The sequence below is a fragment of the Streptococcus sp. FSL R7-0212 genome (assembly GCF_038007985.1).
Lineage (GTDB): Bacteria > Bacillota > Bacilli > Lactobacillales > Streptococcaceae > Streptococcus > Streptococcus parauberis.
The window spans coordinates 442,353-469,252 of the sequence record NZ_JBBOYF010000001.1; the positions used below are offsets into that span (position 1 = coordinate 442,353).

Consider the following 26,900-nt stretch of genomic DNA (forward strand, 5'->3'; position numbering starts at 1 on the left):
TGGCAGTGTTTTTTCTTCCAAAATTTTGGTAAAATAGATGTATGAATAATAAAGTAAACGACCTATCAAAGGGATTAATTATAACATTTGAAGGCCCTGATGGGGCGGGCAAAACTAGTGTTTTAGAGGCCCTCTTGCCTCTTTTAAAGGCTGAGTTTGATAAAGAATTGATTACGACAAGAGAACCAGGTGGCGTTGCTATTGCCGAAGAAATCAGAGAGGTCATTCTTGATGTTAACAATACAGCCATGGATTATAAAACGGAATTATTACTTTATATTGCAGCTAGACGCCAACATTTGGTAGAAAAAGTTTTACCAGCCAAAGAAGCGGGCAAGATTGTTCTGATGGATAGGTTTATTGATAGTTCAGTGGCTTATCAAGGAAGTGGCAGAGGTTTAGACAAAGCTGATATCCAGTGGCTAAATGATTTTGCAACAGATGGAGTTGATCCTGATTTGACCCTCTATTTTGATGTTCCTTCCTCAGTTGGCTTGGCTAGAATTGCTAAAAATAGGACACATGAAGTTAATCGCCTTGATCTTGAAAAGTTAGAAATGCATCAAGCTGTGCGAAATGGCTATTTAGAGTTGGCCAAGGAAAATCCTAATCGGATTGTCACTATTGATGCTTCAAATGTTTTAGAACAAGTCATTTCAGATGCCTTTAATGCAATAAAAGCAAAACTAAATGTCTGAGGGGGAAATGGTATGCAAATAGAGCAACAAGCACCAAAAGCATTCCAAGAATTCAAACAGATATTAAAAAAAGATCGCCTTAATCATGCATATCTCTTTTCTGGTGATTATGCCAATTTTGAGATGGCCATTTTTTTGGCCAAGGCTATTTTTTGTAACAACAAAATTGATTTTTTGCCTTGCGGCGATTGTCGAACTTGTCAGTTAATCGACAAAAATGAATTTTCAGATTTAACAATTTTAGAGCCAACTGGTCAAGTTATCAAAACAGAAGCTGTGAGAGAAATGATGCGTAACTTTTCTCAAACTGGATATGAGAGTCAAAAGCAAGTTTTCATCATTAAAGATTGTGAAAAAATGCATACAAATGCAGCTAATAGTCTTTTAAAATTTATAGAAGAACCACAGAGTACTTCTTATATATTCCTCTTAACTAATGATGATAATCAGGTCTTACCGACAATCAAAAGTCGGACACAAATTTTTCACTTCTCTAAAGATATTGAATTTCTATCTAGGGAAGCTCAAAAATTAGGATTATTAAAGAATCAATCTGATTTAATTGCACAACTTGCCAAGAATCCACAAGATTTAAAACTTTTAGCAAAAGATAATAGGCTTTTAGATTTAATCAATAAGAGTCAACAATTTGCTAATATTTTATTGACGGATAAAGACAAAGCATATCTTGAAGCAAGCAGACTGAGTCTTCTTGCGAGTGAAAAAGCAGAACAGGATACGGTCCTAAAATTATTAACACTTATTCTTGCAAAAGATTATTCACAAAAAAATAGCCTACATTATCTTCAAGCTTTATATCAAGCACGATTAATGTGGCAAAGTAATGTTAATTTTTTAAATGTTATAGAATTTATGGTGATGGCATGACTAAGGTAATTGGTGTCAAGTACGGACAAGCAAACTTGGCGAAATTTGTAAAAACAGATAAAGAATTTCCGGAAACAAGTCTGCTTGTTATAAAAGATGGCAAAGGTAGTTATTTAGCTAAAGTTTCACATAAGATGAGAGAAATTGCTGACGAAAAATTACCCAAAGATCTTCCAGAGATTGTTCGAGAAGCCTCTGAAATGGACACCAAAGCCCATGAAAACAATGCTAGTTATGCCCAATCTTCTCGAAAACTTGTTAAAGAGCTCATTGAAGCTAACAAGTTACAAATGAAGATTGTTGATATTATCTTTCCTTTAGAAAGAAGTTTCGTTTTGATAACATTTACAGCTGAGGACCGTGTTGATTTCAGACAACTATTAAAGGACTTAGCTACGCTGTTCAAAACAAGAATTGAATTAAGACAAATTAATAGCCGAGAAGAAGCAAAAATCCATGGGGCAATTGGGCCTTGTGGTCGTCCCTTATGCTGTACGAGCTTTTTAGGCGAGTTTCCCCCTGTTTCGATAAAAATGTTAAAAAATCAAGGATTATCATTAAATTCTGGCAAAAGTCAGGGTTATTGTGGACGTTTGCTGTGTTGTTTAAAATATGAAGACGATTTCTATAAAGAAAGTAAGCAAAAATTTCCTGATTATGGCACAATTGTTGAAACAAAAGATGGTTTAGGACGAGTTGTCTCTATTGACCTCTTTAAAGAAATTCTTAAAATTAAACTAGAAGAAAATGATACAGTTGTTCCTTACCCACTAGAGGAGGTAAAATTTGGTCAATAAAAGAGAGCTCTTTGACGCATTTGATGGTTTTTCACAAAATCTAATGGTTACATTAGCTGATGTAGAAGCTATGAAAAAACAAGTCCAAGGCTTAGTTGAAGAAAATACAGTATTACGAATTGAAAATACAAAATTACGTGATCGTTTAAGTCAAGTAGAACATGAAACGGTTCATAAAACCCTAAAACAAGGGAAAGAACACTTAGAAAGCATATATGACGAAGGTTTCCATATCTGTAATTTATTTTACGGACAACGCCGTGAATATGATGAAGAGTGTATGTTTTGTAGAGAATTATTAGACAGAAAGTAGCCCATGCAAATTCAAAAAAGTTTCAAAGATAAAAAAACGTCAGGAATTCTTTATTTAGTTCCGACCCCGATTGGTAATCTGCAAGATATGACGTTCAGAGCCGTTGAAACGCTTAAGTCTGTCGATTTGATTTGCGCAGAAGATACTAGGAATACCGGATTACTACTTAAGCAATTTGAAATTCCAACCAAACAGTTTTCATTTCACGAGCATAATGCATTTGAAAAAATTCCTTATTTAATTGATTTATTATTATCTGGGCAATCGCTGGCGCAGGTCTCAGATGCTGGGATGCCATCTATTTCTGACCCTGGTCATGATTTGGTCAAATCAGCTATCGCAAATGACATTAACGTTGTTGCCTTGCCAGGAGCATCCGCAGGAATAACAGCTTTGATTGCAAGTGGTTTAGCACCGCAACCCCATATATTTTATGGCTTTTTGCCAAGAAAAGCAGGCCAACAAAAAGAATTCTTTAGAGAAAAAGAAGTTTATCCAGAAACCCAAATTTTTTATGAATCACCATACCGTGTAGCAGATACTTTAGAAAATATGCTGACAATCTATGGTGATCGTCAAGTAGTGCTGGTCAGAGAATTAACAAAAATATTTGAAGAATATCAACGCGGTCAAATTTCTGAACTCCTTACCTCTATTAAAGAAACCCCATTAAAAGGGGAATGTTTATTGATTGTCTCAGGACAAAGTGAACAAAAGCAAGATATTAACCCTGAAGATCTGGAAAGAAGTTTACCAGACTTAGTTCAAGAATTGATTAATCAAGGGATAAAACCAAATCAGGCGATCAAAACAGTTGCAAAAGATTATCAATTAAATCGACAAGATGTCTATAATGCATATCATGGTCTATAAATGAGTTGAAAAAATTTCAACTTTTTTATTTTATCTTCTTCAATCTATTGGTTTAAGGTTAGAAATATGTTAAATTTTATATACGCCGATTGTAAAATTAAGCTAGACAAATAAAAAAGTCATTTGTGCTACACTCAAGATAGTTCCCGCAAAAGAATTATAAGGAGTGAAGACAAATGACCTATACCCATCTTACATCAAATGAACTTGCAATGATAGAGGCGTATTATAATAATCATCAATCTGTAGCTAAAACCGCAGTACTATTGAATAGATCTAGACAAACGATTCATAAAGTTTACCAATTTTTCAAAACAGGGCACAATGCTCTAGATTATTTCAATCAATACAAGAAGAATAAAACTCGCTGTGGCAGACGTCCTATTGTCTTATCAGATGAACAAACAGAATATATTCAAAAGAGGGTTGTTCAAGGTTGGACACCTGATGTGATTGTTGGCCGTGCAGAGTTTTCTATTTCTTGTTCTATGCGTACACTTTATCGTATGTTTAAACAAGGCGTATTTGAAGTGACTCACCTACCTATGAAAGGAAAACGTAAAGCCAACGGACACAAAGAAACTCGGGGAAAACAATCTTTTCGTCGATCACTTCGTGACAGAGGAAATGATTATTCTAAATTCAATCAAGAATTTGGCCACCTTGAAGGGGATACTATTGTGGGTAAAAAGCACAAAAGTGCTGTTATTACCCTCGTTGAGCGATTATCTAAAGTAATCATCACTCTTCAGCCAGAAGGCAGACGAGCTATAGATATTGAAAATCGTTTGAACCAATGGATGCAATCTGTACCTAAGCATCTATTCAAATCAATGACTTTTGATTGTGGAAAGGAATTTTCAAATTGGAAATCAATCAGTAATATAAATGATATTGATATCTATTTTGCAGATCCTGGTACACCATCACAAAGAGGGTTAAATGAAAACTCTAATGGTTTATTACGTAAAGATGGTTTACCAAAGCAAATGGATTTCAACGAAGTTGATGAATCTTTTATCCAATCTATTGCATCGAAAAGAAATAATATCCCTCGAAAATCATTAAACTATAAAACACCAATAGAAGTATTCTTGAGTCACATATGCAAAGAGGAATTGTCTAACTTAATTTGACAATTAATAATATTAGAATGTTATTATGACAATTTCGTCAGATTATTGTCATATGTTTTTTTCAGAAAGAGGAGATTTATGACTGAAGATGAATATGCATTAGTTGCCATTGTGGGCATCTATGGAATTATTTTTATTATTGCTTTAATTTCAATACTTTTAATGGTAATTGGGAATTGGCGTCTATTCAAAAAGGCTGGCCAAGAAGGTTGGAAATCAATCATTCCAATCTATGCTGATTTTGTCAAACATGAAATTACATTTGGGCCTGAAAATAAATGGCTTTACTTTATTGGATGGGTTTTCCCGATTTATTATTCTTATACACATTTTTGCTATTTAAGAGCATTTGGTGCATCAAAAGGCTTAGCAGTACTTGGTTTATTTTTCCCAGGAATTGTGACCTTAGTTGTAGCTTTTGGTAAACTATATCAAGAAGATAACTACCATATTGTTAAACACCTTATGGGCTAAAAAGATCAACTCATTGAGTTGATCTTTTTAGATTATTTTTGTGCCGTGAACAACTTTTGTTCCAGTCATTTGACTGAGTTCTTCTGCATTCGCGGCAGTGACACCTCCACCGATCATTAACTCAATGCGTCCGTCAGCATAGTCTACTAATTCTTTGATGTGATCGACATTATCATAAATACTCTGACTAGCTTCACTGCCGTGCAATAAAATACGGACAAAACCATAGTCAATTAAAGCATCAATTGTTGATTTTTGCTCTTCTTCAGGGATGGCATCAAAAGCCATATGAAAGACAAGTGGTAAACCTTGGCTAGCTGGTAAAAGCTGTTCAATGGCATCTGTATCTAAGAGATTATCTGAAGTTAGACAACCTAGAACTAAAGTATCTGATCCAGCTTCAATAGCTTTGATGATGTCTTCTTCCATGGCTCTGAGTTCAAGGTCATTGTAGACAAAGTTTCCACCTCGTGGACGAATCATTGTAGCTACAGTGATTGCCTTTTCATGTAATAGCTGACAGGCTTCTTTAATGACACCGTACGAAGGTGTCGTTCCCCCGACAGCTAAGTTGTCACATAATTCAACACGTGCAATAACAGGAGCTTGCAAGTTGCTTAAATGAGTTAGATTTTCTGCACAAAATTCTTTGATTAACATATCTTCTCCTTTACCTTTCTATTATACCATGATTATGGCCAGGAAATTTTCTAAAAATCTTTGTAAAATTCTGAAAATTATGATATACTCTGAATAATAATTTTGGAGGTGTACCTATGACAATTTATAATTTCTCTGCAGGACCTGCTGTCTTGCCAAAACCTGTCCTTGAAAAAGCACAAGCAGAAATGCTTGACTATCAATCAAGTGGCATGAGTGTATTAGAAATGTCCCACCGATCCAAAGAATTCGATAAAATCATCAAAGATGCTGAATACCTTTTAAGAGAATTAATGGCAATTCCTGATAACTACCGTGTCCTCTTTTTACAAGGGGGAGCATCAACGCAATTTACCATGCTCCCATTAAACTTAGCTCGTGGCAAAAAAGCCTACTATTTGGTGGCAGGTTCATGGGGGAAAAAAGCATATACAGAAGCATTGAAACTTGCTAAAACAGTGCCCTTTGAACCAATCTTGCTAGCATCATCAGAAGATAGCAACTTTGACCAGATTCCAACTTACGATGCGACGCAAATTGACCCAGATGCCGCTTATGTCCACCTAACAACCAACAATACTATTGAAGGAACAGCTATCTATGATTTGCCGAACACCAACGGTGTCCCCATTGTGGCCGATATGTCATCAAACATTCTAGCAGTTCGCTACCAAGTGGAAAAATTTGGTATGATTTATGCTGGCGCTCAGAAGAATATTGGGCCAGCTGGAGTAACTGTTGTCATTGTCAGAAATGATTTTCTCAACGAACAACCAACGCCGTCAAGTATGTTAGATTATAAGATTCAAGCAGATGCACAATCTTTATATAATACGCCACCAGCTTATAGTATTTATATTGCTAAGATGGTCTTTGAATGGGTCAAAAAACTTGGTGGCTTAGATCAAATGGAAACTTTGAACAGAGATAAATCAGGTTTATTATATAACTATATTGATCAATCTGAGTTTTATTCAAGCCCTGTCAAAAATTCAAAAGACCGTTCAGTGGCAAATATTCCCTTTACAACACCAAGTAAAGAATTAGATGATGCTTTTGTCAAAGAAGCAGATGCTCGTGGCTTTAAAAATATTAAGGGTCACCGTAGTGTTGGAGGTATGCGTGCCAGCTTATACAATGCCTTTCCAGCTGAAGGTGTTGTTGCTTTAGTTGATTTTATGAAAGAATTTGAAGCTAAAAATAAGTAATAGAAATGTGAGTTTTATAGGTATGGAAATTAGATTGGCTTTTCCTAATGAAGTAAAGCAAATTATGGACCTCATTGATGGGGCAAAAGAAATCATTGCTGCTTATGGCAGTGACCAATGGCAAGATGGTTATCCAGATGCCTCAATAATTATTGATGACATTTTGGCTGGTCAGGGTTATGTTGCCTTGGAAGATGGTGAGATTGTGGCTTATACGGCTGCCATTTTTGGCAATGAGGAAGCCTATAATGCTATTTTTGATGGTAATTGGTTAACAGATAATAAAGACTATATTACTTTTCACCGAATTGCTGTTGCTAAAGACAAACAAGGACAAGCTATCGGACAAACCTTCTTACAAGGACTCATTGAAGGATTTGATCAAGTTGATTTCCGTGGCGATACGCATGAAATGAACTTGGGTATGCAACATATTTTTGAAAAGTTGGGCTATACCTACTGTGGTAAAGTACCATTAGCAGGAGAAAGACTAGCCTATCAAAAAATCAAAGGAGACCATGAAAAGGCAGATTATCAACAAATTGATGAAGATAGTCGTTATGGTTTATAAAAATTAATAAGGAGTGCTGAGATAATCATCTCAGCTTTTAACAAATTATGGTATTTAGTGTAAAAACATTTAATAATATTAATCAAATTGGACTTAAAGAACTAGGGAATACTTTCCAGATTGATGGTGATTTGGCTGACAATCCAGATGCCTATATTTTAAGAAGTAAAAATTTGCATGGACAAATATTTCCAGATAATTTAAAAGCTATTGCGCGTGCAGGTGCAGGTACAAACAATATTCCAATTCAAGAGGCCACACAAGCTGGAGTAGTTGTTTTTAATACACCAGGTGCAAATGCCAATGCAGTAAAAGAAGCAATTTTGACATCTATCTTATTATCAGCTAGAGATTATATTTCTGCTAATCTATGGACAAATGGTCTAGTTGGAAATGATGTTCCAAAACAAGTAGAAGCTGGGAAAAAGCAATTTGCAGGTAGTGAAATAAGCGGAAAAACACTAGGTGTTATTGGACTTGGTGCTATCGGAGCAAGAATTGCTAATGATGCTTATCGACTAGGGATGCATGTATTTGGTTATGACCCATATGTATCAATTGAGACAGCTTGGAATATCTCAAGTCATGTCAAACGGGTTAATGATCTCAAAGATATTTTTAGGCAATGTGACTATATTACGATTCATGTTCCTTTAAATGAAGATACTCAAAATACTTTTAACAAAGATAACTTTGGAATTATGAAGAAAGGAACAACTGTTATCAACTTTGCACGCGCCGAACTGGTTGATAATCAAGCCCTCTTTGAAGCTATTGAAACAGGTGTGATTAAACGTTATATCACAGACTTTGGAACGGAGGAACTCTTAAACAAAGAAAAAGTAACTGTCTTTCCACACGTTGGAGGATCAACAGAAGAAGCTGAACTAAACTGTGCTATTATGGCTGGCCAAACCATTCGCCGTTTTATGGAAACAGGTGAGATTACTAATTCAGTCAATTTTCCAAATGTACACCAAGTATTGACAGCCCCTTACAGGATTACTCTAATTAATAAAAATGTCCCGAATATTGTTGCTAAGATCTCAACAGCTGTTTCGGATATGAATATCAACATTACCAATATCATTAACCGTTCAAAAGGTGATTATGCCTACACACTACTAGATTTGGATGAATGTGATGCTAATAAAATTGACCAATTAGTCCAAGACTTCAAAAACAATGACAACATCATCAAAGTGAGATTAATTACTAAATAAAAGAGACCTCCAGAAATTTGCTTTCGGGAGGCCTTTTGATTATACTAATGATTATAGAGGTGATGATTATGACATTATACCATGCAAGCTATCAATCACCATTAGGACCTATGTCCCTAGTGGCCGATAATTCTTACTTACTTGGAGCATGGTTTATAGACCAAAAGTACTTTCAAGCAGGGCTTGAGCAAGACCTTTTTTTAGAAAAAACTACACCTGTTCTCAAGCAAGCCATAGACTGGTTGGACACCTATTTTTCCGGAGAAATCCCAGCCAAACCACAATTTATAAAAGCTAATGCCAGCCCCTTCCAAGCCAAAGTTTGGACTCAATTGCTGACAATCCCTTTGGGACAGACCAGTAGCTATGGTGTCATTGCTAAAGCAATTGACTGCGCCTCAGCCCAGGCTGTCGGTGGTGCAGTGGGTCGTAATCCTTTAAGCATTTTTGTTCCTTGCCACCGCGTCCTAGCAAGTGACGGTCGCTTAAGCAACTATGCAGGCGGAATTGACAAGAAAGAATGGCTCCTCAATCACGAAAAAACAATTTTAGAAAAGGAAAGAAAATGATTATTTTTTATGAATACCCTAAATGTTCAACCTGTCAAAGAGCTAAAAAAGAATTGAAAGTCTTGGTTGATCAGTTTGAATCCGTAGATATTAAGACCAATCCACCAAAAGCAGAGCTAATCAAAGGCTGGATGGAAAATTCAGATTTTGCCATGAAGAATTTTTTCAATACCAATGGGAGTAGTTATAAAGCAATGGGTTTGAAAGATAAGATTAGCAGTTTAACAATTGATCAAGCAGCAGAACTCTTGTCAAAAGATGGTATGTTAATCAAACGTCCAATTCTAGTTCAAGATGATAAGGTATTACAAATAGGTGCTAGAAAACTTTATGATGAAGACTTGTTAAAAAAATGAAAAAGAAGATAAGTAGCTTATCTTCTTTCAGAATGAAGACAAAGTCACTTGTCTTCATTTTTTGATACTTTTCTTGTTAATTCGGCTCTAGTATGCTCTCCTTTAGTTTTAAGGAGAGCAGATCAAAGGGTTCACTGGAACCTTTTGATTCTTCGGAATTCCATTATTAAAATTTTAGTCCCCTCGCTTTTTTCTTTCAAGGGTCACGCAGAATTAGTACATTGGACTAATTCTCCAAAAATATTCCGAAAATGGCTGGTAATAATGTACTTCAGCCATTTTTACCACGTAGAAAAGTATCTTTTAATTTTGTATTGAAATTGATTTTAATGCTTAAAAAATCAAAATTTTATTCGTTGAAAGAAAATAAAATTTTGATGTAGATAATTTGTCTATAACCTCAAAGTAGATAAGTGATTTATCTTCTTTTTCATCTTCTATTAAAAAGTAAATTCTAAACTAATTTGTTCAAATTCTTTACGTAAGTGATTTAAGAGATTGGCTTTTTCCAAAGCTAGTTCTTCAATGGTATCAGTGTTATCAATACCAATAATAAAAACGCGAATATTTATTTGCATGCCTTGTTTATAAATTGTAATATCTAAATTTTCAAGGTGATTAGGTAATTCTGCTTTAAAGACGGAAATAATACTTGCTTTGATTTCTTGATCCTGGACAGTAGAGTAAGCAAATTCTTTAAAAGAATGAATAAGTACCATTAAAGGTTCTTTGAAGGATATGGCTACTAGCATAATAGTGATAAAAAAGTCACCAGTATAGTGTAAGAAACCTAATTTACCATCAATAGCAATAAAATACAGCATTAGTAAAGTTAAACCAATTCCATAAGAAATGATACCATCCACAAAGTTGGCCTTAATCTCCGCCTGTAACATGGTACTTAGATTGTTTATACTTTTATTTTTTTTATGGTTATAATATGCCAATAATAGACACATTGTCCCAGTTATGATTGCGTAAGGAAAAGCAGGCCCAATAGTTATTGGACTTCCTTGATTTTTAAAAAAATAAGCATAGGCAACTGTTGCAGATTCAAGACTTGCAATAATGAGAAGCATAAGAGTTGCAATTGACTTTAAGATTCCAAATAGTGGTTCCAGAAAGTACATGCCATTTGGAAAGTTTTTAGTTTTTCGGTGACTATTTTTAGTAATATAGAACCCGGCTAGGGTAGACGCACAACCGATAGCAGAAAATACACTATCTAAAAGCAATGCATTTAGTCCAGTAATGATATATATGATTATACCTGCAATCGCGGTAATAAAGTTTACAATTGTTGAAACAGCTAGTGCTTTCCTCTCGATAGATTTATTATTTATTTTTTTTTTGATCATGTATCCCCCTTTTTAATTTTTCTCTATATAATGGTAACATGAATAATAGGATAAATCAAAAATGGTCAGATATTACAAACTATATCACCTGTTATTGAATGATATGGTTTTATGCTTGATGTTACTTTAGTCAAAAAAATTTAGTAATCATTCATCAAGTTTGTATTGATAATACACAGCAAAAAAGACAAGAAATCTTGTCTTCATTTTGAGAGATGGAATTTCTCTCGATTATTTTGCTAATTCTGTGTTAATTTGCCACATGATACCATATTGGTCAATAAAGTTAGCATAGGCTGGGCTCCAGAAGATTTCTTGAAGTTCCATTAGAATGTTTTGAGCATTTACTGTTAATTTCTTGTAGAGGTCATGAGCTTCTTCAACACTATCAACGATAATAGCAGCTGACATGTTACCACCAGCTCTGTATTCAAAATCAGGGTTTTCATCTGATAATTGAAGACGAAGGCCATTAAATTCAAGTTGAGCATTCATTACTAAATCTTCACGTTCTTTTGGACAATCAGGAACGCCATCTTTCCAGAACATTAAGTTTGTGATTTCAGCATTGAAAACATCCTTGTAAAATTGAACAGCTTCTTTTCCATTGCCATTAGTAATTAGATAAACATTAATTGATGCGACCATGAAATTCTCCTTTGAGTCTTAGTTAGTCTGACGAATGGCAATATAATTGCCTTCGCTATCAGTGAAAGTAAAGTGAACAATTCCTTGATATTCCATGATTGGATTAGTAGTGACACCAGCAGCCGTCATACGTTCATATTCAGCTTCTAAATTATCAGTTTCAAACATTAATGAAGGAAAGCCAACATTCATTTCAGGATTTGCCGCAGCAACTAAGCCTTTATTAAATAAACCAAATTTAACATTTGATTCTTGAGAAGGTGCAATCTCGTAAGACATATGTCCTTCACCTTCAGCTTGCTCAATAATGACAAAGCCCATTTTTTCAGTCCAAAATTCCATTGCAGCCTTAGTGTCATCAACATAAAGCATTGTAGTAGATTTAATAATCATTGTTCTCTCCATTTAGTAATAAATTATTTTAAGTAATTATAGCTTGACTGGAAAAAATAGACAAGCTTTTTGGCTTAAATATATTTACTAGCTTCTCTAAAGGATAGTGGGGCTAAATCCTCCTGATATGTAATGACAAAATCTCTAACCCAATCGGGATTAACTTTGGAATAGTCACGTAAACTCCATCCAATAGCTTTGTTAATGAAAAATTCCTTAGAGCCAAAATTATTGGTAATAATTTCTTCCAATAAAGCAGTATCCGTTTTATCTTTACGACCTAGTTGGTGGTCAATAGCTATGCGTCGCAACCAGAAATCCTCAGATTGAGAAAGCTCCAGCATCAACGAAGGGATTCTATCATCGGAGATGTTTCCTAGAATCCGGTCAAAGTGATCAATGGAGTCCCACCATTGATTACTTTTAGCAAATGTTAGAATAAGCGGCACATCATCGTAACTTAAAAACTTATGTAGTCCCTTTAAATAATCACAGACAAAGTAGTGGAGTTCCCGTTTTTCTTGAGACCAAACTAAATTTAGCAAATCCCAATCAATCTTTCCATTCTTTTTATCAGCAATAATAATATCTTTATAAAGAGTCCTGCGGATTGGCGTTTGTACCCCATAAAAAGGAAAATGATTTTTCATATATGCAGCCATTCTACTAGCTTGCTCAGCATTAGCTTGCTCTTCAAAACGCACAAGCAATTCCTGATATTTTTCTCTTGCGTCAGTCATTTTATAAATCAATTTCTAATAAAATTGGGGTATGGTCTTGTCTTGCACCTGAGTTAATCATTTCTGATTTAGTGACTTTATCAGCAACTCGGTTTGATGTTAACCAGTAGTCAATTCTCCAACCTGTATTATTAATTTTACTGGTTTTACTGCGTTGTGCCCACCAAGTATATACATTTGGTATGTCACCGTGCAAATGGCGGAAGGTATCTGTGAAACCTTTGGCTAATAAGTTAGTGAAGCCTAAACGTTCTTCATCAGTGAAACCAGCGGAACGACGATTGCTGGCTGGGTTAGCAAGGTCGATTTCATGGTGAGCTACATTATAGTCGCCTGTGGCCAGAACTGGTTTAGTTTTATCTAATTCAGCTAGGTAATCAGCGTACTGAATGTCCCAAGCTTGGCGATCCTCAAGACGCTTCAAACCATCGCCAGCATTAGGGGTATAGACTTGTGTTACATAGAAGTCTTCAAATTCCAAGGTGATAATCCGGCCTTCCGCATCCATCGTTGTAGGAGCGCCAATTTCGGGGAAAGTTACTGTTGGGTTAAGCTCTTTTTTATAGAGGAACATAGTTCCAGCATAACCTTTACGGGCAGGCTCTACAGATGAACGCCAAACATGAAGGTATTCTGGAAAGTAGCTAAGAATAGCTTCCAAATGCTTTTTAGTTGGACCAGTTGCTGATAATTTTGTTTCTTGGATGGCAATAATATCAGCATCCTGATTAACAATGGTATCAATAACAGCACGAGATAAAAGGGCGCGTGGCGACTCGCCAGTAAGTGCAGCATTAAGGGAATCAATATTCCATGAGATTAATTTCATTTGATGGTCTCTTTCTTTATTTCTATCGTCTTTATTCTATCAAAAAAGGTCAAAGCAAGCGAGGTTTTAAGCTCTATGTAACTATTTAGAATTTTATCTAAATAGGTCTTGCATTCTGCATATATGATGCTATAATCTATTTAGAAATATTTCTAAATAGATGAGGGGTGATGAAATGAGTTTTGCTAATACTTTTAAAGCTTTATCAGATCCTATTAGGAGAGAGATTTTAACACTTCTAAAAAATGGTCAGTTATCTGCCGGAGACATTGCTAGTCAGTTTGATATGGCGCAAGCCAGTGTGTCCTATCATTTGAATATCTTAAAGAAAGCAGATTTGATAACAGAGGAGAAAGTCAAAAACTTTATTTATTATGATATCAATACCTCAGTTTTGGAGGATATAATGGTCTGGATTTCAGATTTAAAAGGAGACAATGACAATGAAAATCAATAAAAAATTATTACTAATAACATCTTTACTAACCTTGCTACCTTTGTTATTTGGGCTACTTTTATGGAATCAGTTACCTGAACAAGTTGCAACCCATTTTGGAATGAATGGTCAGGCTGATGACTATTCAGGAAAAGCTTTTACAGTTTTCTTTATGCCACTATTTATGATGGTCATGCATTTATTTGTCGTTTTTACCACAAGTTTAGATCCAAAGGCAAAGAAAATTGGAAAAATTTACAAATTAACTTATTGGATTATACCTCCTATTTCGATTTGGGTTCAAACAGCTGTTTTGTTAAATGCAGTAAAAATAGTTACTTTCTCTGGTAACTCAGTTTTATGTCTATTAGGAGCTCTCATTCTGATTCTTGGAAATTACCTTCCAAAAATTGGACAAAATTACACAGTCGGAATCAAACTACGCTGGACACTTAACGACGAAGGTAACTGGAAACAAACCCATCGCTTTGCCAGCAAAAATTGGGTTATTGGGGGTCTTCTCTTAATTGTTAGTGGGCTATTCAATATTTATCCAGTTGTCATCTTAATCATTGATTTGATTCTGATGATACTAGTACCAACTATCTACTCATATCTTATTTATAAAAAGAAGTTAGACATAACTAAAAACTAGGTCAAGAGAATTCTTTTGCTAATTTTATACCGTAAGTCTTTTCGAAGTTATGTTATAATATGGAAAAGTTTGATAGAAATCTATGAGGAAAAGAATGAAAAAAATGATGACCAGTGGACAAGTGATAGTCTCAATCTTAATTATTGTTGGCTATTACTGGAATAACCTACCGCCAATTAATATCTTCAGTGGTGATTTTTGGCTATTTTTAATTTTCATCCTATTTATTATTGCCGTTAATATTGTCCTATCATCCTATAGCCAAGGCTTTTCAATGCTTTTTTCAAGCAAGAACCCAGGTACTGCAAAGCCACTCAATGGCAAAAAAGATGTCACAGCTTACTTTAATCCTTTCTTAGGGAAAGTAAAATGGATAGTCATTACTATTATTGCAATAGCAATGGGATTAGGTCTATTATCGTTTTTTAACACGCGTGTTTTTCGTGCTAAAAGCTACGCCAATGTAATCAAAGTTAAAAATGCTGACTTTAAAAAAGATTTCCCTGAAACAAATATCTCAACCTTAGCCTTGCTAGACCGTGAGTCAGCAGAAAAAATTGGTGATACTTATTTAGGGACAATTGACAAAGTCTCACAGTTTGGTATCTCTGATGACTACCGCCAAATTACAATTGGGAAACAGCCTTATCGTGTGTCTCCATTACAATACAAGAGCTTTTGGAAATGGTTGACAAATAGAACTGAAGGCATTAATTATTATGTTAAGGTTAATCAAACAACAGGTAAAGCTGAGTTAGAAAAATTACAAAAACCAATGAAGTACTCTGATTCTGAATTCATGTTCAGAGATACGATGAGACATTTACGTTTCCTTCATCCCTTTACAATTTTTGCAGATCCGTCCTTTGAGGTTGATGACCAAGGTAATCCATACTATGTAGCCACGACTTATAAACCCAAATTTGGTTTATCTTCACCAGACCCAACAGGTGTCATCTTATTAGATGCTGTAACTGGTAAAACTAAACATTATAAATTGGGTCATATTCCTGAATGGGTTGACCGTGTTTATTCAGCAGAAAATGTAATTCAACGGGTTGATGACCATTATACTTATCATAATGGTTATTGGAATACGGTTTTTAGCCAAGCAGGGGTTAAAAACACAACAGATTCTTATAACTACATTACCATTGGATCAGATATTTACTTATATACTGGACTTACTTCAGCAACTGCTGATTCCTCAAATTTAGGTTTTATCTTAGTCAATATGAGAACCAGAGAAATCACTAATTACAAACTTGCTTCAGCAACTGAAACATCAGCAATGAAATCAGCAGAAGGAGAGGTTCAAGAAAAAAACTATACAGCTACTGCACCAACTTTAGTTAAGTTAAATAATAAAGCATTCTATTTAGTTTCACTTAAAGATGAAGCCAGTTTAGTTAAATCCTATGCCTTAGTTGATGCAGAAGATTATCAACAAGTTACAGTTAATAATGATATTGAAACATTAATTTCTCAGTTTACAGATCGTGATACAAGTGGACTGACAACGCTCAGTCCCTCAAATAAAAAAGTAGAAAAAGTTTCAGGCACTATTGAACAAGTTGCTAGTCAGACAATTTTAGGAACAACCATTTATTATATAATGACTGAAGGCAAGGTCTATAAAATCAGAGCCAGTCGTGAGACAAGTGACTATTTACCATTTGTCAAAGCAGGAGACCAATTTACTGCTGAACTTGGTGAGGCTAATTATTTACAAAACTTCAAATTGACCCTAGAAAAATCAACTACTTCTAATCAAACCAACTAAAAAGAGCGTTAGCTCTTTTTTCTTATGAAAACTTCTAAATGTTATTGTTTATTTGTAAATGCTATGCTATAATTTTAGATAGTTTTCGGAGGATTACCCAAGTCCGGCTGAAGGGAACGGTCTTGAAAACCGTCAGGCGTGTAAAAGCGTGCGTGGGTTCGAATCCCACATCCTCCTTATACTAGATAAAAATACTGACGTCAGTATTTTTTTTCGTGTAAAGACAAGAATGGAAGGACACAATGTCAAAAAGAAGTCGTAAAAAATATTATATTCACGAGGGTTTAAGATGTGCTATGACCCTTACTTTTATCTCTGGTTATGTCAATGCCTTTACTTTTATGACACAAGGAAGACGTTTCGCAGGAGTACAATCAGGAAATGTCGTTTCATTTGCGATGAGCTTAGCAGAAGGAAATATATCTAGGGCTTTAGATTTCTTACTTCCAATAATTGTCTTTATGTTAGGGCAATCTTTTACCTATTTTATGCATCGTTGGGCTAACAAGCATAATATTCACTGGTATTTCTTTTCGAGCTTTATTTTGACTTTAATTGCAGCAGTAACAGCTGTTTTAACACCACTATTACCAGCTTTCTTTACTGTATCAGGATTAGCATTTTTTGCATCAATCCAAGTGGATACTTTTAAATCACTTAGAGGGGCAGGTTATGCTAATGTTATGATGACTGGTAATGTTAAAAATGCTGCTTATCAATTAACAAAAGGCATTTATGAAGGCAATAAAGAATTGATATTAATTGGTCGAAATACGCTATTTGTCATTATTAGTTTTATCATCGGTGCCTCTACCTCAACAATTCTCTCGCTAAAAATCAATGAACTAGCTCTTATCCCAGTCTTACTACCTCTGTTTTACGTTAATTATTTATTGGGAAAAGAATTCAATCGCATTCAAGCAAAAGTTAAACCCTTTCAGACTGGCTATTCTGCGGAATAAACAGTTTTTTTGTTTTTTTACTTATGCTATAATAGTTTGTAGACTGTTCATTTTTTAGATGAACATAAAAATTCACAAAGGTTTCATTAGCCTTGAAAGGAATCAAAATGACTGAGAAAAAATCATTTTACATTACGACACCCATTTATTATCCATCAGGGAAATTACATATTGGGTCATCTTATACAACCATAGCATGTGATGTACTAGCACGTTACAAACGACTAATGAATCATGACGTCTTCTATTTAACTGGATTAGATGAACATGGTCAAAAAATTCAAACAAAAGCTGAAGAAGCAGGAATAACTCCGCAAGCCTATGTTGATGGGATGGCCAAAGATGTCAAAGAATTATGGTCACTTCTTGATATTTCATATGATAAATTTATTCGTACAACTGATGATTTTCATGAAAAAGTGGTCGCAGATGTTTTTGAACGATTGCTTGCCCAAGATGATATTTATTTAGGTGAATATTCAGGTTGGTATTCGGTTTCAGATGAAGAGTTCTTTACTGAAAGCCAATTGGAGGAAGTTTTCCGTGACGAATCAGGCAATGTTACTGGTGGTATTGCACCATCTGGACATGAAGTTGAATGGGTCTCAGAAGAATCTTATTTCCTTCGTCTTGGAAAATATGCGGACAGATTGGTTGCATTCTTTAATGAACATCCTGAATTCATCCAACCAGACGGTCGGATGAATGAAATGTTGAAGAACTTTATTGAGCCGGGTTTAGAAGATTTGGCTGTTTCTCGTACGACATTTACATGGGGTGTGCAAGTTCCTTCAAATCCTAAACATGTTGTTTATGTTTGGATTGATGCCCTCCTTAACTATGCTACTGCACTTGGTTACGGTCAAGAAAATCATGCTAACTTTGATAAATTCTGGAATGGCACAGTCTTCCATATGGTTGGTAAGGACATTTTACGATTCCATTCTATTTACTGGCCAATTTTGTTGATGATGTTAGATATGCCTTTACCAGAAAGATTGATTGCTCATGGCTGGTTTGTCATGAAAGATGGCAAAATGTCTAAGTCAAAAGGCAATGTCGTTTACCCTGAAATGCTAGTTGAACGTTTTGGTTTGGATCCATTACGTTATTATCTGATGAGAAGTTTACCGGTTGGATCTGATGGAACATTCACTCCAGAGGACTATGTAGGCCGTATCAATTATGAACTTGCTAACGATTTAGGAAATCTCTTGAATCGTACAATTGCCATGATTAACAAATATTTTGGTGGACAAGTTCCTTCCTATGTAGAAAATGTAACAGAGTTTGACCTTGACTTAGCTTATCTAGTTGAAGAAAAAATTGCTGATTACCATAAACAAATGGATGCAGTTGATTATCCACGTGCACTTGATGCCGTTTGGTCAATCATTTCACGTGCAAATAAATATATTGATGAGACAGCTCCATGGGTTCTTGCCAAAGAAGATGGTGATAAAGAACAACTAGCCTCAGTAATGGCTCATTTAGCAGCTAGCTTGCGTGTGGTTGCCCACTTAATCCAACCATTTATGATAGAAACGTCAAATGCAATCATGACTCAGCTTGGTTTGTCGATAGACTTTGACCTAGAAAATTTAACCCTCGCTAATATGCCTGAAAATATTCAAGTTATTACAAAAGGGCAACCTATTTTCCCACGTTTAGATATGGAAGAAGAAATCGCCTTTATCAAGAAACAGATGGAAGCTAGCCCCGCCAATTCTACACAGGAAAAAGAGTGGATTCCTGAAGAAGTTGAGCTAAAATCAGAAAAAGAAGAGATTAAATTTGAGACCTTTGATGCAGTCGAAATCCGTGTTGCCGAAGTAAAAGAAGTTTCTAAGGTCGAAGGCTCTGATAAATTGCTGCGCTTTAGACTTGATGCCGGAGATGGTGAAGATCGTCAAATCCTGTCAGGAATTGCTAAGTTCTATCCCAACGAACAAGAGTTAGTTGGCAAGAAATTGCAGATCGTCGCGAATCTAAAACCACGTAAAATGATGAAAAAATATGTCAGTCAAGGGATGATTTTATCTGCTGAATTTGATGGTCAATTGTCAGTCCTAACGGTTGATTATTCAGTTCCAAATGGTTCAGTTATTGGTTAAAAAATGATAAGAGTTACTGTAGTTGCAGTAACTCTTTATTAAATGTTTGAATTGTTAGAAAATTTCGAAAAAAGACTAGATTATTCAAAAATTTCTGTTATAATAGATAACAATCTATTCATTTTAGGACATTTGTCCGCTATTATGGATGAAACGAAAAAGAAAGGTGTAAGCAAAGGTTTACATAACTGGTGTTTTATGGTTAAAAAAGGTTTTCTAACAGGGTTACTTTTATTTGGAATATTTTTTGGAGCAGGTAACCTGATTTTCCCTCCTGCCTTAGGTGTTGATTCAGGTACCAATTTCTGGCCAGCAATTTTAGGATTCTGTCTATCAGGAGTAGGACTTGCCATTATTACCTTGCTTGTCGGAACCCTCACAAATGGAGGTTACAAGCATGAGATGGATTTAAAGTTTAGTCCATGGTTTTCATTAGGATTCCTTGTTTTACTTTATTTAACCATTGGCCCGCTATTTGCCATTCCTAGAACAGCAACTGTCTCTTTCGAAGTTGGACTAACGCCGCTTGTAGGACACAGTCAACTTGCCCTTTTCATCTTTACCCTAATCTATTTCTTGGCGGCATTTGCCTTGGCATTCCGACCAAACAACATTCTTAATAGTGTCGGTAAAATTTTAACACCCCTTTTTGCTTTATTAATTCTTTTATTAGTGACAATAGGTGCCCTGAAGTATGGTCATGAAACGAGTTCTGTAGCTAACGCGGCCTATACAGCCAGTGCATTTGGATCAGGAATCCTTGCTGGTTATAATACACTTGACGCTTTAGCCTCTGTCGCTTTCTGTTTGGTAGCAATTGAAACCCTCAAACAATTTGGTTTTAAGAGTAAACAAGAATATTTATCAACCATTTGGGTAGTTGGAATTGTAACCAGTTTGGCCTTCAGTATCCTATATATTGGACTAGGCTTCCTAGGTAACAAATTCCATATACCAGCTGATGTTTTAGCTGATCCAAATGTTAACAAAGGAGCATATGTTTTAGCCCAAGCCTCATATAGTTTATTTGGTCCTTTTGGACGTATCTTTTTAAGTTTGATGGTTGTGCTCACTTGTTTTACAACAACTGTTGGCTTAATTGTCTCTGTATCAGAGTTTTTTGATAAGCATTTCTCATTTGCTAATTATAAAGTATTTGCAGTTGCCTTTACGATTATTGGCTTCTTGATTGCAAATTTAGGCTTGAATACTGTGATTCAATTCTCTGTACCTGTTTTGACCTTACTTTACCCAATTGTGATTGTAATGGTCATCATTATTTTAATCAACAAATGGTTGCCTTTATCTAAAAAAGGGATGTCGGTGACTATTGGTTTGGTCAGCTTTGTTTCACTTCTAGAGGTTTTAGCAGGTTTAATTAAATCACAATTCTTATCAAACATAGTAAATGCTATTCCTTTCCATGCTCTGTCAATGGGCTGGTTGGTGCCAACAGTGATTGGTTTAGTGATTGCTTTGATTCTGCCAGATAAGCAATTGGGTCAAGCATTTAATCTTTCTCGTTTCCAAGCGGAAGCTAATGAAGAACTATCATAATTATCAAAAAGAGCTTCTGAGCTCTTTTTTTGGTATACTGGTTTTACCAATTCAAAGGAGAAAAAGCATTTGAAAGAAGTTACACAAGATTTATTTACAGTTGTTATGGCAAATGCTGATAACCCTGAGGATATCCTCTTTTTAAAAAATAAGTTACAAGTTGATGAAGAGATTTTGACTTATGCCTCTGACAAAAATGAGTTATCCCATTTAGAGTACAATAAGGACGAGCATAGTCTTCTCTTAATTTATAATGTTTTGGATGTATCCAAACAGGGTCATTATTATCAAACAGTTCCCATTACCTTTTATGTTCACCAAAATCGTTTGATTACGATTTATAAGGATCGCAGTGCTTACATTGTCAATCAAATGGCGACATTCTTGAAAAAAACGGATGGTCAAAGTCTTTATAAATTTCTATTTACCATGTTATATGTCATTTCAAAGAACTATTTTCCAACTGTTGAGAAGATGAACCATGAGCGCAATCGACTTAATCTATTGTTAAGGGAACGGACTAGTAAACGTGAATTACTGGAGTTGTCAGATTTAGAGACTGGTTTAGTCTATATGGTTTCGTCAAGTAAGCAAAACGTTTTGTTGCTTCAACAAGTCAAGAGCTTGGGTGCTCATCTGAAGTTGACTGATATTGAAGCAGAAGAGTTAGATGATGCCATCATTGAGGCCAAGCAGTTATTGGAAATGACCCAACTATCTGCTCAAGTCTTGAACCAGCTTGAAGGTACTTATAATAATGTCTTAAACAATGAGTTAAATGATACGATGAAAATCTTGACCTTATTGTCAATCCTTCTAACCATTCCAAGTATTGTAACTGGTTTCTTTGGGATTAATGTCCCACTTCCAAGAGGATTGACCCACAATCCGATTGGTTGGGTCATGGTTATTCTCATTTCAGTCGTTCTTTGGTTTGTGATGGCATTAATTTTAAGAGTCATGATGAAATATCGAAAAAAATGAGTAAAATTTTAATAGGGGTCACAAAACGAAAGCAGAGCTTTTTGTCTTCGTTTTGTGATATTTTTCTATAGTGGTGAAGGACGGCAGCGAATTCCGAAAGAATTCCATGCCTAATATTTTAACTTTGGTCTAAAATATTTCCCGCTCACTATATCTTATAAAAAAGGGAAACTAGTAATATCTGATTAGCTCCCTTTTTTTATGTTTTGCCTATTAGATGGTATAATAGACAGAGAATTAAGAAAAGGAGTCATTGACATGACATTTGAAGAAATTTTACCTGGATTAAAAGCTAAGAAAAAATATGTGAGAACTGGTTGGGGCGGTGCTGAAAATTATGTTCAGTTATTCGATTCTATAGAACAAAATGGACATGCTTTAGAGGTGACACCTTATTTCCTAATCAATGTATCAGGAGATGGTGAAGGTTTCTCAATGTGGGCGCCAACGCCGTGTGATGTCTTAGCCGAAGATTGGATTGAAGTGAATGACTAAATCTGTTTTAGTAACGGGTGTCTCGTCTGGTATTGGACTTGCCCAAGCTCAGGCTTTTTTAAAGCTTGGTTATACTGTTTATGGTCTTGATCTAGCTGATGAACCTAAATTGATAGGTAATTTTCATTTTTATCAGGCTGACATTAGTCAGGATTGCCAGGCAATTTTTGAAGAGATTGGGACAATTGATATCCTGTGCAACACAGCTGGTGTTTTGGATGCATACTTGCCCTTGCTTGATATCAGTCAAGACCAGTTTACAAGGGTCATGAACGTCAACTTTTTTGGGGCTGTTCGAACCACTTCCTTTTTTCTTGGCAAAATGCGAGCGCAGCAATCCGGCATAATCATAAACATGTGTTCCATTGCTAGTTTTATGGCTGGTGGTGGCGGTGCTGCTTATACAGCTAGTAAACATGCTCTTGCTGGGTTCACGAGACAATTAGCTTTGGACTATGCCAAGGCAGGTATTTCCGTTTTTGGGATTGCACCTGGGGCAGTTAAAACAGAAATGACAGCCATTGATTTTGAGCCAGGAGGCATGGCTGATTGGGTTGCTCAAGAAACACCAATTGGCCGCTGGTTGGAGGCTGATGAAGTGGCAAATTTAACTCTCTACTTAGCAAGTGGAAATGCATCAGGCTTACAAGGTGAAATTGTCAAAATTGACGGTGGATGGAGTTTGAAGTAAATGCAAATTAGACCAGAAAGAAAAAGTGATGAACAAGCTATTCAGACTTTAATTAATGAATCGTTTGCGACTGCTGAACATGCTGATGGCAATGAGGCAGAATTAGTCCGGGCTTTGAGAGCTGGTTCATCTTATGTTCCAGAGTTAACACTTATTTTGGAATGATTGATTAAGAAGGAGAAATAATGAAATTAGCTATATTAGGTACAGGTAAAATTGTTGAAGAAGCCTTACCTGTATTACAAGAAACAAAAGGTATTGTTCTCAAAGCCATCCTTTCTACGCCAAGAAGTATTGAGAAGGCTGAGCAACTAGCGGAAGACTGTGGAATAGAAGAAGCTACTAGTGATTTTCAGGAGTTGCTAAATAATTCTTCAATAGATACTGTCTATGTCGCAACACCAAACCATTTGCATTATGACATGGCTAAGAAGGCTTTGCTTGCAGGCAAACATGTTATTTGTGAAAAACCGTTTACCTTAACGATGTCTGAGTTTGAGGATCTTCGTCAGATTGCTCAGGATAAAAAATTGATTTTGTTGGAAGCAATTACTAACCAGTACTTGGAAAATTTTGCTTACATTAAAGAAAATTTAGACCAACTTGGGGAAATCAAGATTGTTGAATGTAATTATTCTCAATATTCCTCACGTTATGATGCTTTCAAAGTTGGAAAAATTGCGCCAGCATTTGACCCTGAAAAAGGGGGAGGAGCCTTGCGTGATTTGAATGTCTATAATATCCATATTGTGGTCGGGTTATTTGGACAGCCCAAAAATGTAAATTACATGCCAAATATTGAACGAAATATTGATACCTCTGGGATACTTCTGTTAGACTATGGACACTTTAAGGTAGCTTGTATTGGTGCTAAAGATTGTAGTGCTGAAATCAAGTCAACAATCCAAGGAAATAAAGGTTCAATAAGTATTTTAGGAGCAACAAATACAGTTCCCAAAGTAGCGTTGACGTTGAATGGTCAGGAAGAAGAAATCATTGATCAGAACCAAGGTAATCACCGTATGGTAGCTGAGTTTAAAGCTTTTGAAGAGATTATTAGTGGTAAAGACTTTGATAGAGCAAATCAAGCTTTAGAGCACAGTCAAATAGTTATGGCAGTCTTAGATCAAGCAGCAAAACAAATCTAAAAAAGAGGGAGTTAGTTAGTCTAACTTCCTCTTTATGCAGTCTTTCCCATTTTATGCTATAATGAGATGATATTTGAATAAAAAAATAAGGAAAATATATGACAAACTACGCAATTATTTTAGCTGCGGGTAAAGGTACTCGCATGAAGTCTGACCTCCCAAAAGTACTCCACAAAGTATCTGGATTAAGCATGTTAGAACATGTTTACCGCAGTGTTTCAGCAATTAATCCTGAAAAATATGTGACTGTCATTGGGCATAAAGCAGAACTAGTTCAAGAAGTTCTAGTAGACCAATCCGAATTTGTGCTTCAAGCAGAACAACTAGGAACTGGTCACGCAGTTATGATGGCTGAAGAGCAACTAGCTGGATTAGAAGGTAATACTTTGGTTATTGCTGGTGATACACCGCTGATTACTGGTGATAGCTTGAAAAATTTAATTGACTTCCATGTTAACCATAAAAATGTTGCTACAATTTTGACTGCGCGTGCTGAAGATCCATTTGGTTATGGTCGAATCATTAGAAATTCTGATGACGAAGTTATCAAAATTGTTGAACAAAAAGATGCAAACTCCTATGAGCAAGCAGTTAAAGAGATTAATACTGGAACTTACTTATTTGATAATAAACGTTTATTTGAAGCATTGAAAAATATTAACACTAATAATGCTCAAGGTGAATATTACTTAACAGATGTTATCTCAATTTTTAGAGAAAATCGTGAAAAAGTAGGTGCATATGTTCTTCGTAACTTCAATGAAAGTCTTGGTGTAAATGACCGTGTTGCTTTATCAACAGCAGAAAGTGTTATGCATCGTCGTATCAATAAGGTTCACATGGTTAATGGGGTAACATTCCAAAATCCAGATGCTACTTACATCGAGCGCGATGTTCAAATTGATCCAGATGTGGTGATTGAAGCTAATGTTACCTTAAAAGGCAAAACTAAAATTGGATCTGGAACTGTTTTAACTAATGGAACTTATATTGTTAATTCTGAAATTGGACAATCAGCAGTTATTACCAATTCAATGATTGAAGATTCAAAGCTTGCTGATGGAGTCACAATAGGTCCTTATGCCCACATCCGTCCAGGTTCAACCTTAGAAAAAGATGTACATGTTGGAAACTTTGTGGAAGTCAAAGGTTCAAAAATTGGTCAAGGTACAAAAGCAGGTCATTTAACTTACATTGGTAATGCCCAAGTTGGCTCTGATGTTAACTTTGGTGCAGGAACAATTACAGTTAATTACGATGGTCAAAACAAGTACAAAACGATTATTGGCAACAATGTCTTTCTTGGCAGCAATTCAACCCTAATCGCACCTTTGGAAATAGGCGACAACTCGCTGACAGCTGCTGGATCAACAATTACCAAAAATGTTTCCTCTGACAGCATTGCAATTGGGCGAAGCCGCCAAGAGACTAAAGAAGGCTATGCTAAACACTTGCCTCATCATCCATCAAATAAAAAATAAGTAAACTACTTGTGAAAAGGAGAAGAAGGATGGAATTTGAAGAAAAGACTATTCGTCGACAAACCATATATGAGGGAGCTATCTTTAATGTCGCAGTAGATGACGTGGAGCTTCCTAATGGCCTTGGACAAGCAAAAAGAGAACTGGTCTTTCACCGTGGAGCCGTTTCAGTTCTAGCTATTACGGATGACCAGAAGATTCTTTTGGTTAAGCAATATCGCAAAGCAATCGAGCAAATTTCCTATGAAATTCCAGCTGGTAAGTTGGAAGTTGGCGAAAATGGCTCTGAGCTTGACGCTGCAGCAAGAGAACTTGAGGAAGAGACAGGTTATCAAGGTCAATTAGAATTCATTTATGAATTCTATACAGCTATTGGATTTTGTAATGAAAAAATCAAACTTTATTTAGCTAAACAATTAGAAAAAGTTCCTAATCCTCGTCCACAAGATGATGATGAAGTGATTGAATTGTTAGAAGTGACTTATCAAGAGGCACTTGAAATGATAAGTAATGGCAAAATTGTTGATGCAAAAACAATTTTAGCTATTCAATACTATGGATTGACTGTTGGAGGTGAGATGTGATGGGAAAATCATTACTAACCGATGATGTCATTGAGCGGGCTAGGCGTGGTGAGACTTTTGAAGAAGATCCTTATTTAGACTCAGACACCAAAATTATCACATTTGCAGAAAATCAAATTAATGATGATCTTGATGATAATGTTGATAATCGAATTTATAAAAGTCGACGAATCGAGAATGCTAGAAGAGGGCAGTTTCAAGCTAAATTAAATTTAATGTTATTTGCCCTTTTAGTTCTGATAGCCATTCTTATCTTTGCCGTATTTAGACTTTAGG

General features: G+C 35.6%; 32 protein-coding genes and 1 tRNA gene. 27 read left to right on the plus strand and 6 right to left on the minus strand.

The window, feature by feature from the left end; genetic code table 11:
• The first annotated feature begins 41 nt into the window (after positions 1-41).
• From tmk to MKY69_RS02435, 7 genes are all read left to right on the plus strand, one after another.
• Positions 42-698: a dTMP kinase gene (gene tmk / locus MKY69_RS02405; RefSeq protein ID WP_003105765.1), complete on the plus strand. Its 657-nt coding sequence runs from the start codon at positions 42-44 to the stop codon at positions 696-698.
• 12 nt (positions 699-710) lie between these two features.
• Positions 711-1,586 carry a DNA polymerase III subunit delta' gene (locus MKY69_RS02410; protein WP_003104949.1) on the plus strand — a complete coding sequence of 292 codons (876 nt, stop codon included), beginning with the start codon at positions 711-713 and terminating at the stop codon, positions 1,584-1,586.
• Complete coding sequence (gene ricT / locus MKY69_RS02415; RefSeq protein ID WP_003104246.1) at positions 1,583-2,383, plus strand: regulatory iron-sulfur-containing complex subunit RicT; 801 nt, start codon at positions 1,583-1,585, stop codon at positions 2,381-2,383. Before MKY69_RS02410 ends, ricT begins: the two co-directional genes overlap by 4 nt.
• A 43-nt stretch (positions 2,384-2,426) precedes the next feature.
• On the plus strand, positions 2,427-2,696 hold the full coding sequence (gene yabA / locus MKY69_RS02420) for a DNA replication initiation control protein YabA (protein ID WP_340791869.1): 270 nt from the start codon (positions 2,427-2,429) through the stop codon (positions 2,694-2,696).
• Positions 2,697-2,699: 3 nt separating this feature from the next.
• Positions 2,700-3,569, plus strand: coding sequence for a 16S rRNA (cytidine(1402)-2'-O)-methyltransferase (gene rsmI / locus MKY69_RS02425; RefSeq protein ID WP_003106249.1), 870 nt, complete (start codon positions 2,700-2,702; stop codon positions 3,567-3,569).
• Between the two features lie 176 nt (positions 3,570-3,745).
• Positions 3,746-4,705, plus strand: a complete 960-nt coding sequence (locus MKY69_RS02430; RefSeq protein ID WP_002360751.1) for an IS30-like element IS1062 family transposase — start codon at positions 3,746-3,748, stop codon at positions 4,703-4,705.
• Between the two features lie 78 nt (positions 4,706-4,783).
• Positions 4,784-5,179: a DUF5684 domain-containing protein gene (locus tag MKY69_RS02435; protein WP_003104681.1), complete on the plus strand. Its 396-nt coding sequence runs from the start codon at positions 4,784-4,786 to the stop codon at positions 5,177-5,179.
• A gap of 27 nt (positions 5,180-5,206) precedes the next feature.
• Here the strand turns inward: MKY69_RS02435 and MKY69_RS02440 are convergent, their stop codons facing one another.
• The gene (locus MKY69_RS02440; protein WP_003106250.1) at positions 5,207-5,839 is read right to left on the minus strand and encodes a copper homeostasis protein CutC; all 633 of its coding nucleotides are present in this window, start codon (positions 5,837-5,839) and stop codon (positions 5,207-5,209) included.
• Between the two features lie 116 nt (positions 5,840-5,955).
• Between MKY69_RS02440 and serC the strand changes: the two genes are divergently transcribed.
• The 5 genes from serC to MKY69_RS02465 all read left to right on the plus strand — a co-directional run bounded on the left by serC (position 5,956) and on the right by MKY69_RS02465 (position 9,766).
• On the plus strand, positions 5,956-7,047 hold the full coding sequence (gene serC / locus MKY69_RS02445) for a 3-phosphoserine/phosphohydroxythreonine transaminase (protein ID WP_003106251.1): 1,092 nt from the start codon (positions 5,956-5,958) through the stop codon (positions 7,045-7,047).
• Positions 7,048-7,069: 22 nt separating this feature from the next.
• The gene (locus MKY69_RS02450) at positions 7,070-7,618 is read left to right on the plus strand and encodes a GNAT family N-acetyltransferase (RefSeq protein ID WP_004234714.1); all 549 of its coding nucleotides are present in this window, start codon (positions 7,070-7,072) and stop codon (positions 7,616-7,618) included.
• 47 nt (positions 7,619-7,665) lie between these two features.
• The gene (locus MKY69_RS02455) at positions 7,666-8,841 is read left to right on the plus strand and encodes a 3-phosphoglycerate dehydrogenase family protein (protein ID WP_003106254.1); all 1,176 of its coding nucleotides are present in this window, start codon (positions 7,666-7,668) and stop codon (positions 8,839-8,841) included.
• Positions 8,842-8,909: 68 nt separating this feature from the next.
• Positions 8,910-9,410: a methylated-DNA--[protein]-cysteine S-methyltransferase gene (locus MKY69_RS02460; protein ID WP_003106256.1), complete on the plus strand. Its 501-nt coding sequence runs from the start codon at positions 8,910-8,912 to the stop codon at positions 9,408-9,410.
• Positions 9,407-9,766 carry a Spx/MgsR family RNA polymerase-binding regulatory protein gene (locus MKY69_RS02465; RefSeq protein ID WP_340790914.1) on the plus strand — a complete coding sequence of 120 codons (360 nt, stop codon included), beginning with the start codon at positions 9,407-9,409 and terminating at the stop codon, positions 9,764-9,766. Before MKY69_RS02460 ends, MKY69_RS02465 begins: the two co-directional genes overlap by 4 nt.
• 440 nt (positions 9,767-10,206) lie before the next feature.
• On the opposite strand, the gene MKY69_RS02470 is transcribed toward MKY69_RS02465, so the two are convergent.
• From MKY69_RS02470 to MKY69_RS02490, 5 genes are all read right to left on the minus strand, one after another.
• Entirely contained in the window at positions 10,207-11,109 is a 903-nt protein-coding gene (locus tag MKY69_RS02470; RefSeq protein WP_340791871.1) for a cation transporter, read from the minus strand.
• A 246-nt stretch (positions 11,110-11,355) separates the two neighbouring features.
• Positions 11,356-11,772 carry a VOC family protein gene (locus MKY69_RS02475; RefSeq protein ID WP_003106265.1) on the minus strand — a complete coding sequence of 139 codons (417 nt, stop codon included), beginning with the start codon at positions 11,770-11,772 and terminating at the stop codon, positions 11,356-11,358.
• Between the two features lie 18 nt (positions 11,773-11,790).
• Positions 11,791-12,165: a glyoxalase/bleomycin resistance/extradiol dioxygenase family protein gene (locus tag MKY69_RS02480; RefSeq protein ID WP_003106267.1), complete on the minus strand. Its 375-nt coding sequence runs from the start codon at positions 12,163-12,165 to the stop codon at positions 11,791-11,793.
• A gap of 74 nt (positions 12,166-12,239) precedes the next feature.
• Positions 12,240-12,905, minus strand: a complete 666-nt coding sequence (locus tag MKY69_RS02485; protein WP_004234706.1) for a DNA alkylation repair protein — start codon at positions 12,903-12,905, stop codon at positions 12,240-12,242.
• 1 nt (position 12,906) lies between these two features.
• Complete coding sequence (locus tag MKY69_RS02490) at positions 12,907-13,734, minus strand: exodeoxyribonuclease III (RefSeq protein WP_003106271.1); 828 nt, start codon at positions 13,732-13,734, stop codon at positions 12,907-12,909.
• A gap of 175 nt (positions 13,735-13,909) precedes the next feature.
• Here MKY69_RS02490 and MKY69_RS02495 point away from each other — a divergent pair, with 175 nt between their 5' ends.
• The 15 genes from MKY69_RS02495 to macP all read left to right on the plus strand — a co-directional run bounded on the left by MKY69_RS02495 (position 13,910) and on the right by macP (position 26,899).
• On the plus strand, positions 13,910-14,191 hold the full coding sequence (locus tag MKY69_RS02495) for an autorepressor SdpR family transcription factor (protein ID WP_004234704.1): 282 nt from the start codon (positions 13,910-13,912) through the stop codon (positions 14,189-14,191).
• Positions 14,178-14,825 (plus strand): SdpI family protein, encoded by a 648-nt coding sequence (locus tag MKY69_RS02500; RefSeq protein ID WP_340790915.1) that lies wholly within the window; start codon positions 14,178-14,180, stop codon positions 14,823-14,825. Before MKY69_RS02495 ends, MKY69_RS02500 begins: the two co-directional genes overlap by 14 nt.
• 94 nt (positions 14,826-14,919) lie before the next feature.
• A complete protein-coding gene (locus MKY69_RS02505; protein ID WP_340790916.1) occupies positions 14,920-16,608 on the plus strand; it encodes a hypothetical protein in 1,689 nt (562 codons plus the stop codon).
• Positions 16,609-16,695: 87 nt separating this feature from the next.
• Positions 16,696-16,785 (plus strand) — tRNA-Ser (locus tag MKY69_RS02510).
• A gap of 65 nt (positions 16,786-16,850) precedes the next feature.
• Entirely contained in the window at positions 16,851-17,570 is a 720-nt protein-coding gene (locus MKY69_RS02515) for a YoaK family protein (RefSeq protein WP_340790917.1), read from the plus strand.
• Positions 17,571-17,677: 107 nt separating this feature from the next.
• Positions 17,678-19,684: a methionine--tRNA ligase gene (metG, locus tag MKY69_RS02520; protein ID WP_340790918.1), complete on the plus strand. Its 2,007-nt coding sequence runs from the start codon at positions 17,678-17,680 to the stop codon at positions 19,682-19,684.
• Positions 19,685-19,882: 198 nt separating this feature from the next.
• A complete protein-coding gene (gene brnQ / locus MKY69_RS02525; protein WP_037619745.1) occupies positions 19,883-21,241 on the plus strand; it encodes a branched-chain amino acid transport system II carrier protein in 1,359 nt (452 codons plus the stop codon).
• A gap of 69 nt (positions 21,242-21,310) precedes the next feature.
• Positions 21,311-22,225: a magnesium transporter CorA family protein gene (locus MKY69_RS02530; protein WP_003103164.1), complete on the plus strand. Its 915-nt coding sequence runs from the start codon at positions 21,311-21,313 to the stop codon at positions 22,223-22,225.
• Positions 22,226-22,483: 258 nt separating this feature from the next.
• The gene (locus MKY69_RS02535; protein ID WP_003103015.1) at positions 22,484-22,720 is read left to right on the plus strand and encodes a DUF2829 domain-containing protein; all 237 of its coding nucleotides are present in this window, start codon (positions 22,484-22,486) and stop codon (positions 22,718-22,720) included.
• Positions 22,713-23,411, plus strand: a complete 699-nt coding sequence (locus MKY69_RS02540; RefSeq protein ID WP_003106279.1) for a 3-oxoacyl-ACP reductase — start codon at positions 22,713-22,715, stop codon at positions 23,409-23,411. Before MKY69_RS02535 ends, MKY69_RS02540 begins: the two co-directional genes overlap by 8 nt.
• A complete protein-coding gene (locus tag MKY69_RS02545; protein WP_003105634.1) occupies positions 23,412-23,576 on the plus strand; it encodes a hypothetical protein in 165 nt (54 codons plus the stop codon). It abuts the gene before it with no gap.
• Between the two features lie 20 nt (positions 23,577-23,596).
• The gene (locus tag MKY69_RS02550; protein WP_004234687.1) at positions 23,597-24,559 is read left to right on the plus strand and encodes a Gfo/Idh/MocA family protein; all 963 of its coding nucleotides are present in this window, start codon (positions 23,597-23,599) and stop codon (positions 24,557-24,559) included.
• A 98-nt stretch (positions 24,560-24,657) separates the two neighbouring features.
• On the plus strand, positions 24,658-26,040 hold the full coding sequence (gene glmU, locus MKY69_RS02555) for a bifunctional UDP-N-acetylglucosamine diphosphorylase/glucosamine-1-phosphate N-acetyltransferase GlmU (protein WP_340790920.1): 1,383 nt from the start codon (positions 24,658-24,660) through the stop codon (positions 26,038-26,040).
• A 29-nt stretch (positions 26,041-26,069) separates the two neighbouring features.
• Positions 26,070-26,624: an NUDIX hydrolase gene (locus MKY69_RS02560; RefSeq protein WP_003106285.1), complete on the plus strand. Its 555-nt coding sequence runs from the start codon at positions 26,070-26,072 to the stop codon at positions 26,622-26,624.
• Entirely contained in the window at positions 26,624-26,899 is a 276-nt protein-coding gene (macP, locus tag MKY69_RS02565; RefSeq protein WP_003104502.1) for a cell wall synthase accessory phosphoprotein MacP, read from the plus strand. Before MKY69_RS02560 ends, macP begins: the two co-directional genes overlap by 1 nt.
• The last annotated feature ends 1 nt before the right edge of the window (position 26,900 follow it).

Bases quoted from the DNA above. Each gene is read 5' to 3' on its own strand.
- tmk (WP_003105765.1), top strand. From the start codon at position 42: ATGAATAATAAAGTAAACGACCTATCAAAGGGATTAATTATAACATTT.
- MKY69_RS02410 (WP_003104949.1), top strand. From the start codon at position 711: ATGCAAATAGAGCAACAAGCACCAAAAGCATTCCAAGAATTCAAACAG.
- ricT (WP_003104246.1), top strand. From the start codon at position 1,583: ATGACTAAGGTAATTGGTGTCAAGTACGGACAAGCAAACTTGGCGAAA.
- yabA (WP_340791869.1), top strand. From the start codon at position 2,427: ATGGTTACATTAGCTGATGTAGAAGCTATGAAAAAACAAGTCCAAGGC.
- rsmI (WP_003106249.1), top strand. From the start codon at position 2,700: ATGCAAATTCAAAAAAGTTTCAAAGATAAAAAAACGTCAGGAATTCTT.
- MKY69_RS02430 (WP_002360751.1), top strand. From the start codon at position 3,746: ATGACCTATACCCATCTTACATCAAATGAACTTGCAATGATAGAGGCG.
- MKY69_RS02435 (WP_003104681.1), top strand. From the start codon at position 4,784: ATGACTGAAGATGAATATGCATTAGTTGCCATTGTGGGCATCTATGGA.
- MKY69_RS02440 (WP_003106250.1), bottom strand. From the start codon at position 5,839: ATGTTAATCAAAGAATTTTGTGCAGAAAATCTAACTCATTTAAGCAAC.
- serC (WP_003106251.1), top strand. From the start codon at position 5,956: ATGACAATTTATAATTTCTCTGCAGGACCTGCTGTCTTGCCAAAACCT.
- MKY69_RS02450 (WP_004234714.1), top strand. From the start codon at position 7,070: ATGGAAATTAGATTGGCTTTTCCTAATGAAGTAAAGCAAATTATGGAC.
- MKY69_RS02455 (WP_003106254.1), top strand. From the start codon at position 7,666: ATGGTATTTAGTGTAAAAACATTTAATAATATTAATCAAATTGGACTT.
- MKY69_RS02460 (WP_003106256.1), top strand. From the start codon at position 8,910: ATGACATTATACCATGCAAGCTATCAATCACCATTAGGACCTATGTCC.
- MKY69_RS02465 (WP_340790914.1), top strand. From the start codon at position 9,407: ATGATTATTTTTTATGAATACCCTAAATGTTCAACCTGTCAAAGAGCT.
- MKY69_RS02475 (WP_003106265.1), bottom strand. From the start codon at position 11,772: ATGGTCGCATCAATTAATGTTTATCTAATTACTAATGGCAATGGAAAA.
- MKY69_RS02480 (WP_003106267.1), bottom strand. From the start codon at position 12,165: ATGATTATTAAATCTACTACAATGCTTTATGTTGATGACACTAAGGCT.
- MKY69_RS02485 (WP_004234706.1), bottom strand. From the start codon at position 12,905: ATGACTGACGCAAGAGAAAAATATCAGGAATTGCTTGTGCGTTTTGAA.
- MKY69_RS02490 (WP_003106271.1), bottom strand. From the start codon at position 13,734: ATGAAATTAATCTCATGGAATATTGATTCCCTTAATGCTGCACTTACT.
- MKY69_RS02495 (WP_004234704.1), top strand. From the start codon at position 13,910: ATGAGTTTTGCTAATACTTTTAAAGCTTTATCAGATCCTATTAGGAGA.
- MKY69_RS02500 (WP_340790915.1), top strand. From the start codon at position 14,178: ATGAAAATCAATAAAAAATTATTACTAATAACATCTTTACTAACCTTG.
- MKY69_RS02505 (WP_340790916.1), top strand. From the start codon at position 14,920: ATGAAAAAAATGATGACCAGTGGACAAGTGATAGTCTCAATCTTAATT.
- MKY69_RS02515 (WP_340790917.1), top strand. From the start codon at position 16,851: ATGTCAAAAAGAAGTCGTAAAAAATATTATATTCACGAGGGTTTAAGA.
- metG (WP_340790918.1), top strand. From the start codon at position 17,678: ATGACTGAGAAAAAATCATTTTACATTACGACACCCATTTATTATCCA.
- brnQ (WP_037619745.1), top strand. From the start codon at position 19,883: ATGGTTAAAAAAGGTTTTCTAACAGGGTTACTTTTATTTGGAATATTT.
- MKY69_RS02535 (WP_003103015.1), top strand. From the start codon at position 22,484: ATGACATTTGAAGAAATTTTACCTGGATTAAAAGCTAAGAAAAAATAT.
- MKY69_RS02540 (WP_003106279.1), top strand. From the start codon at position 22,713: ATGACTAAATCTGTTTTAGTAACGGGTGTCTCGTCTGGTATTGGACTT.
- MKY69_RS02545 (WP_003105634.1), top strand. From the start codon at position 23,412: ATGCAAATTAGACCAGAAAGAAAAAGTGATGAACAAGCTATTCAGACT.
- MKY69_RS02550 (WP_004234687.1), top strand. From the start codon at position 23,597: ATGAAATTAGCTATATTAGGTACAGGTAAAATTGTTGAAGAAGCCTTA.
- glmU (WP_340790920.1), top strand. From the start codon at position 24,658: ATGACAAACTACGCAATTATTTTAGCTGCGGGTAAAGGTACTCGCATG.
- MKY69_RS02560 (WP_003106285.1), top strand. From the start codon at position 26,070: ATGGAATTTGAAGAAAAGACTATTCGTCGACAAACCATATATGAGGGA.
- macP (WP_003104502.1), top strand. From the start codon at position 26,624: ATGGGAAAATCATTACTAACCGATGATGTCATTGAGCGGGCTAGGCGT.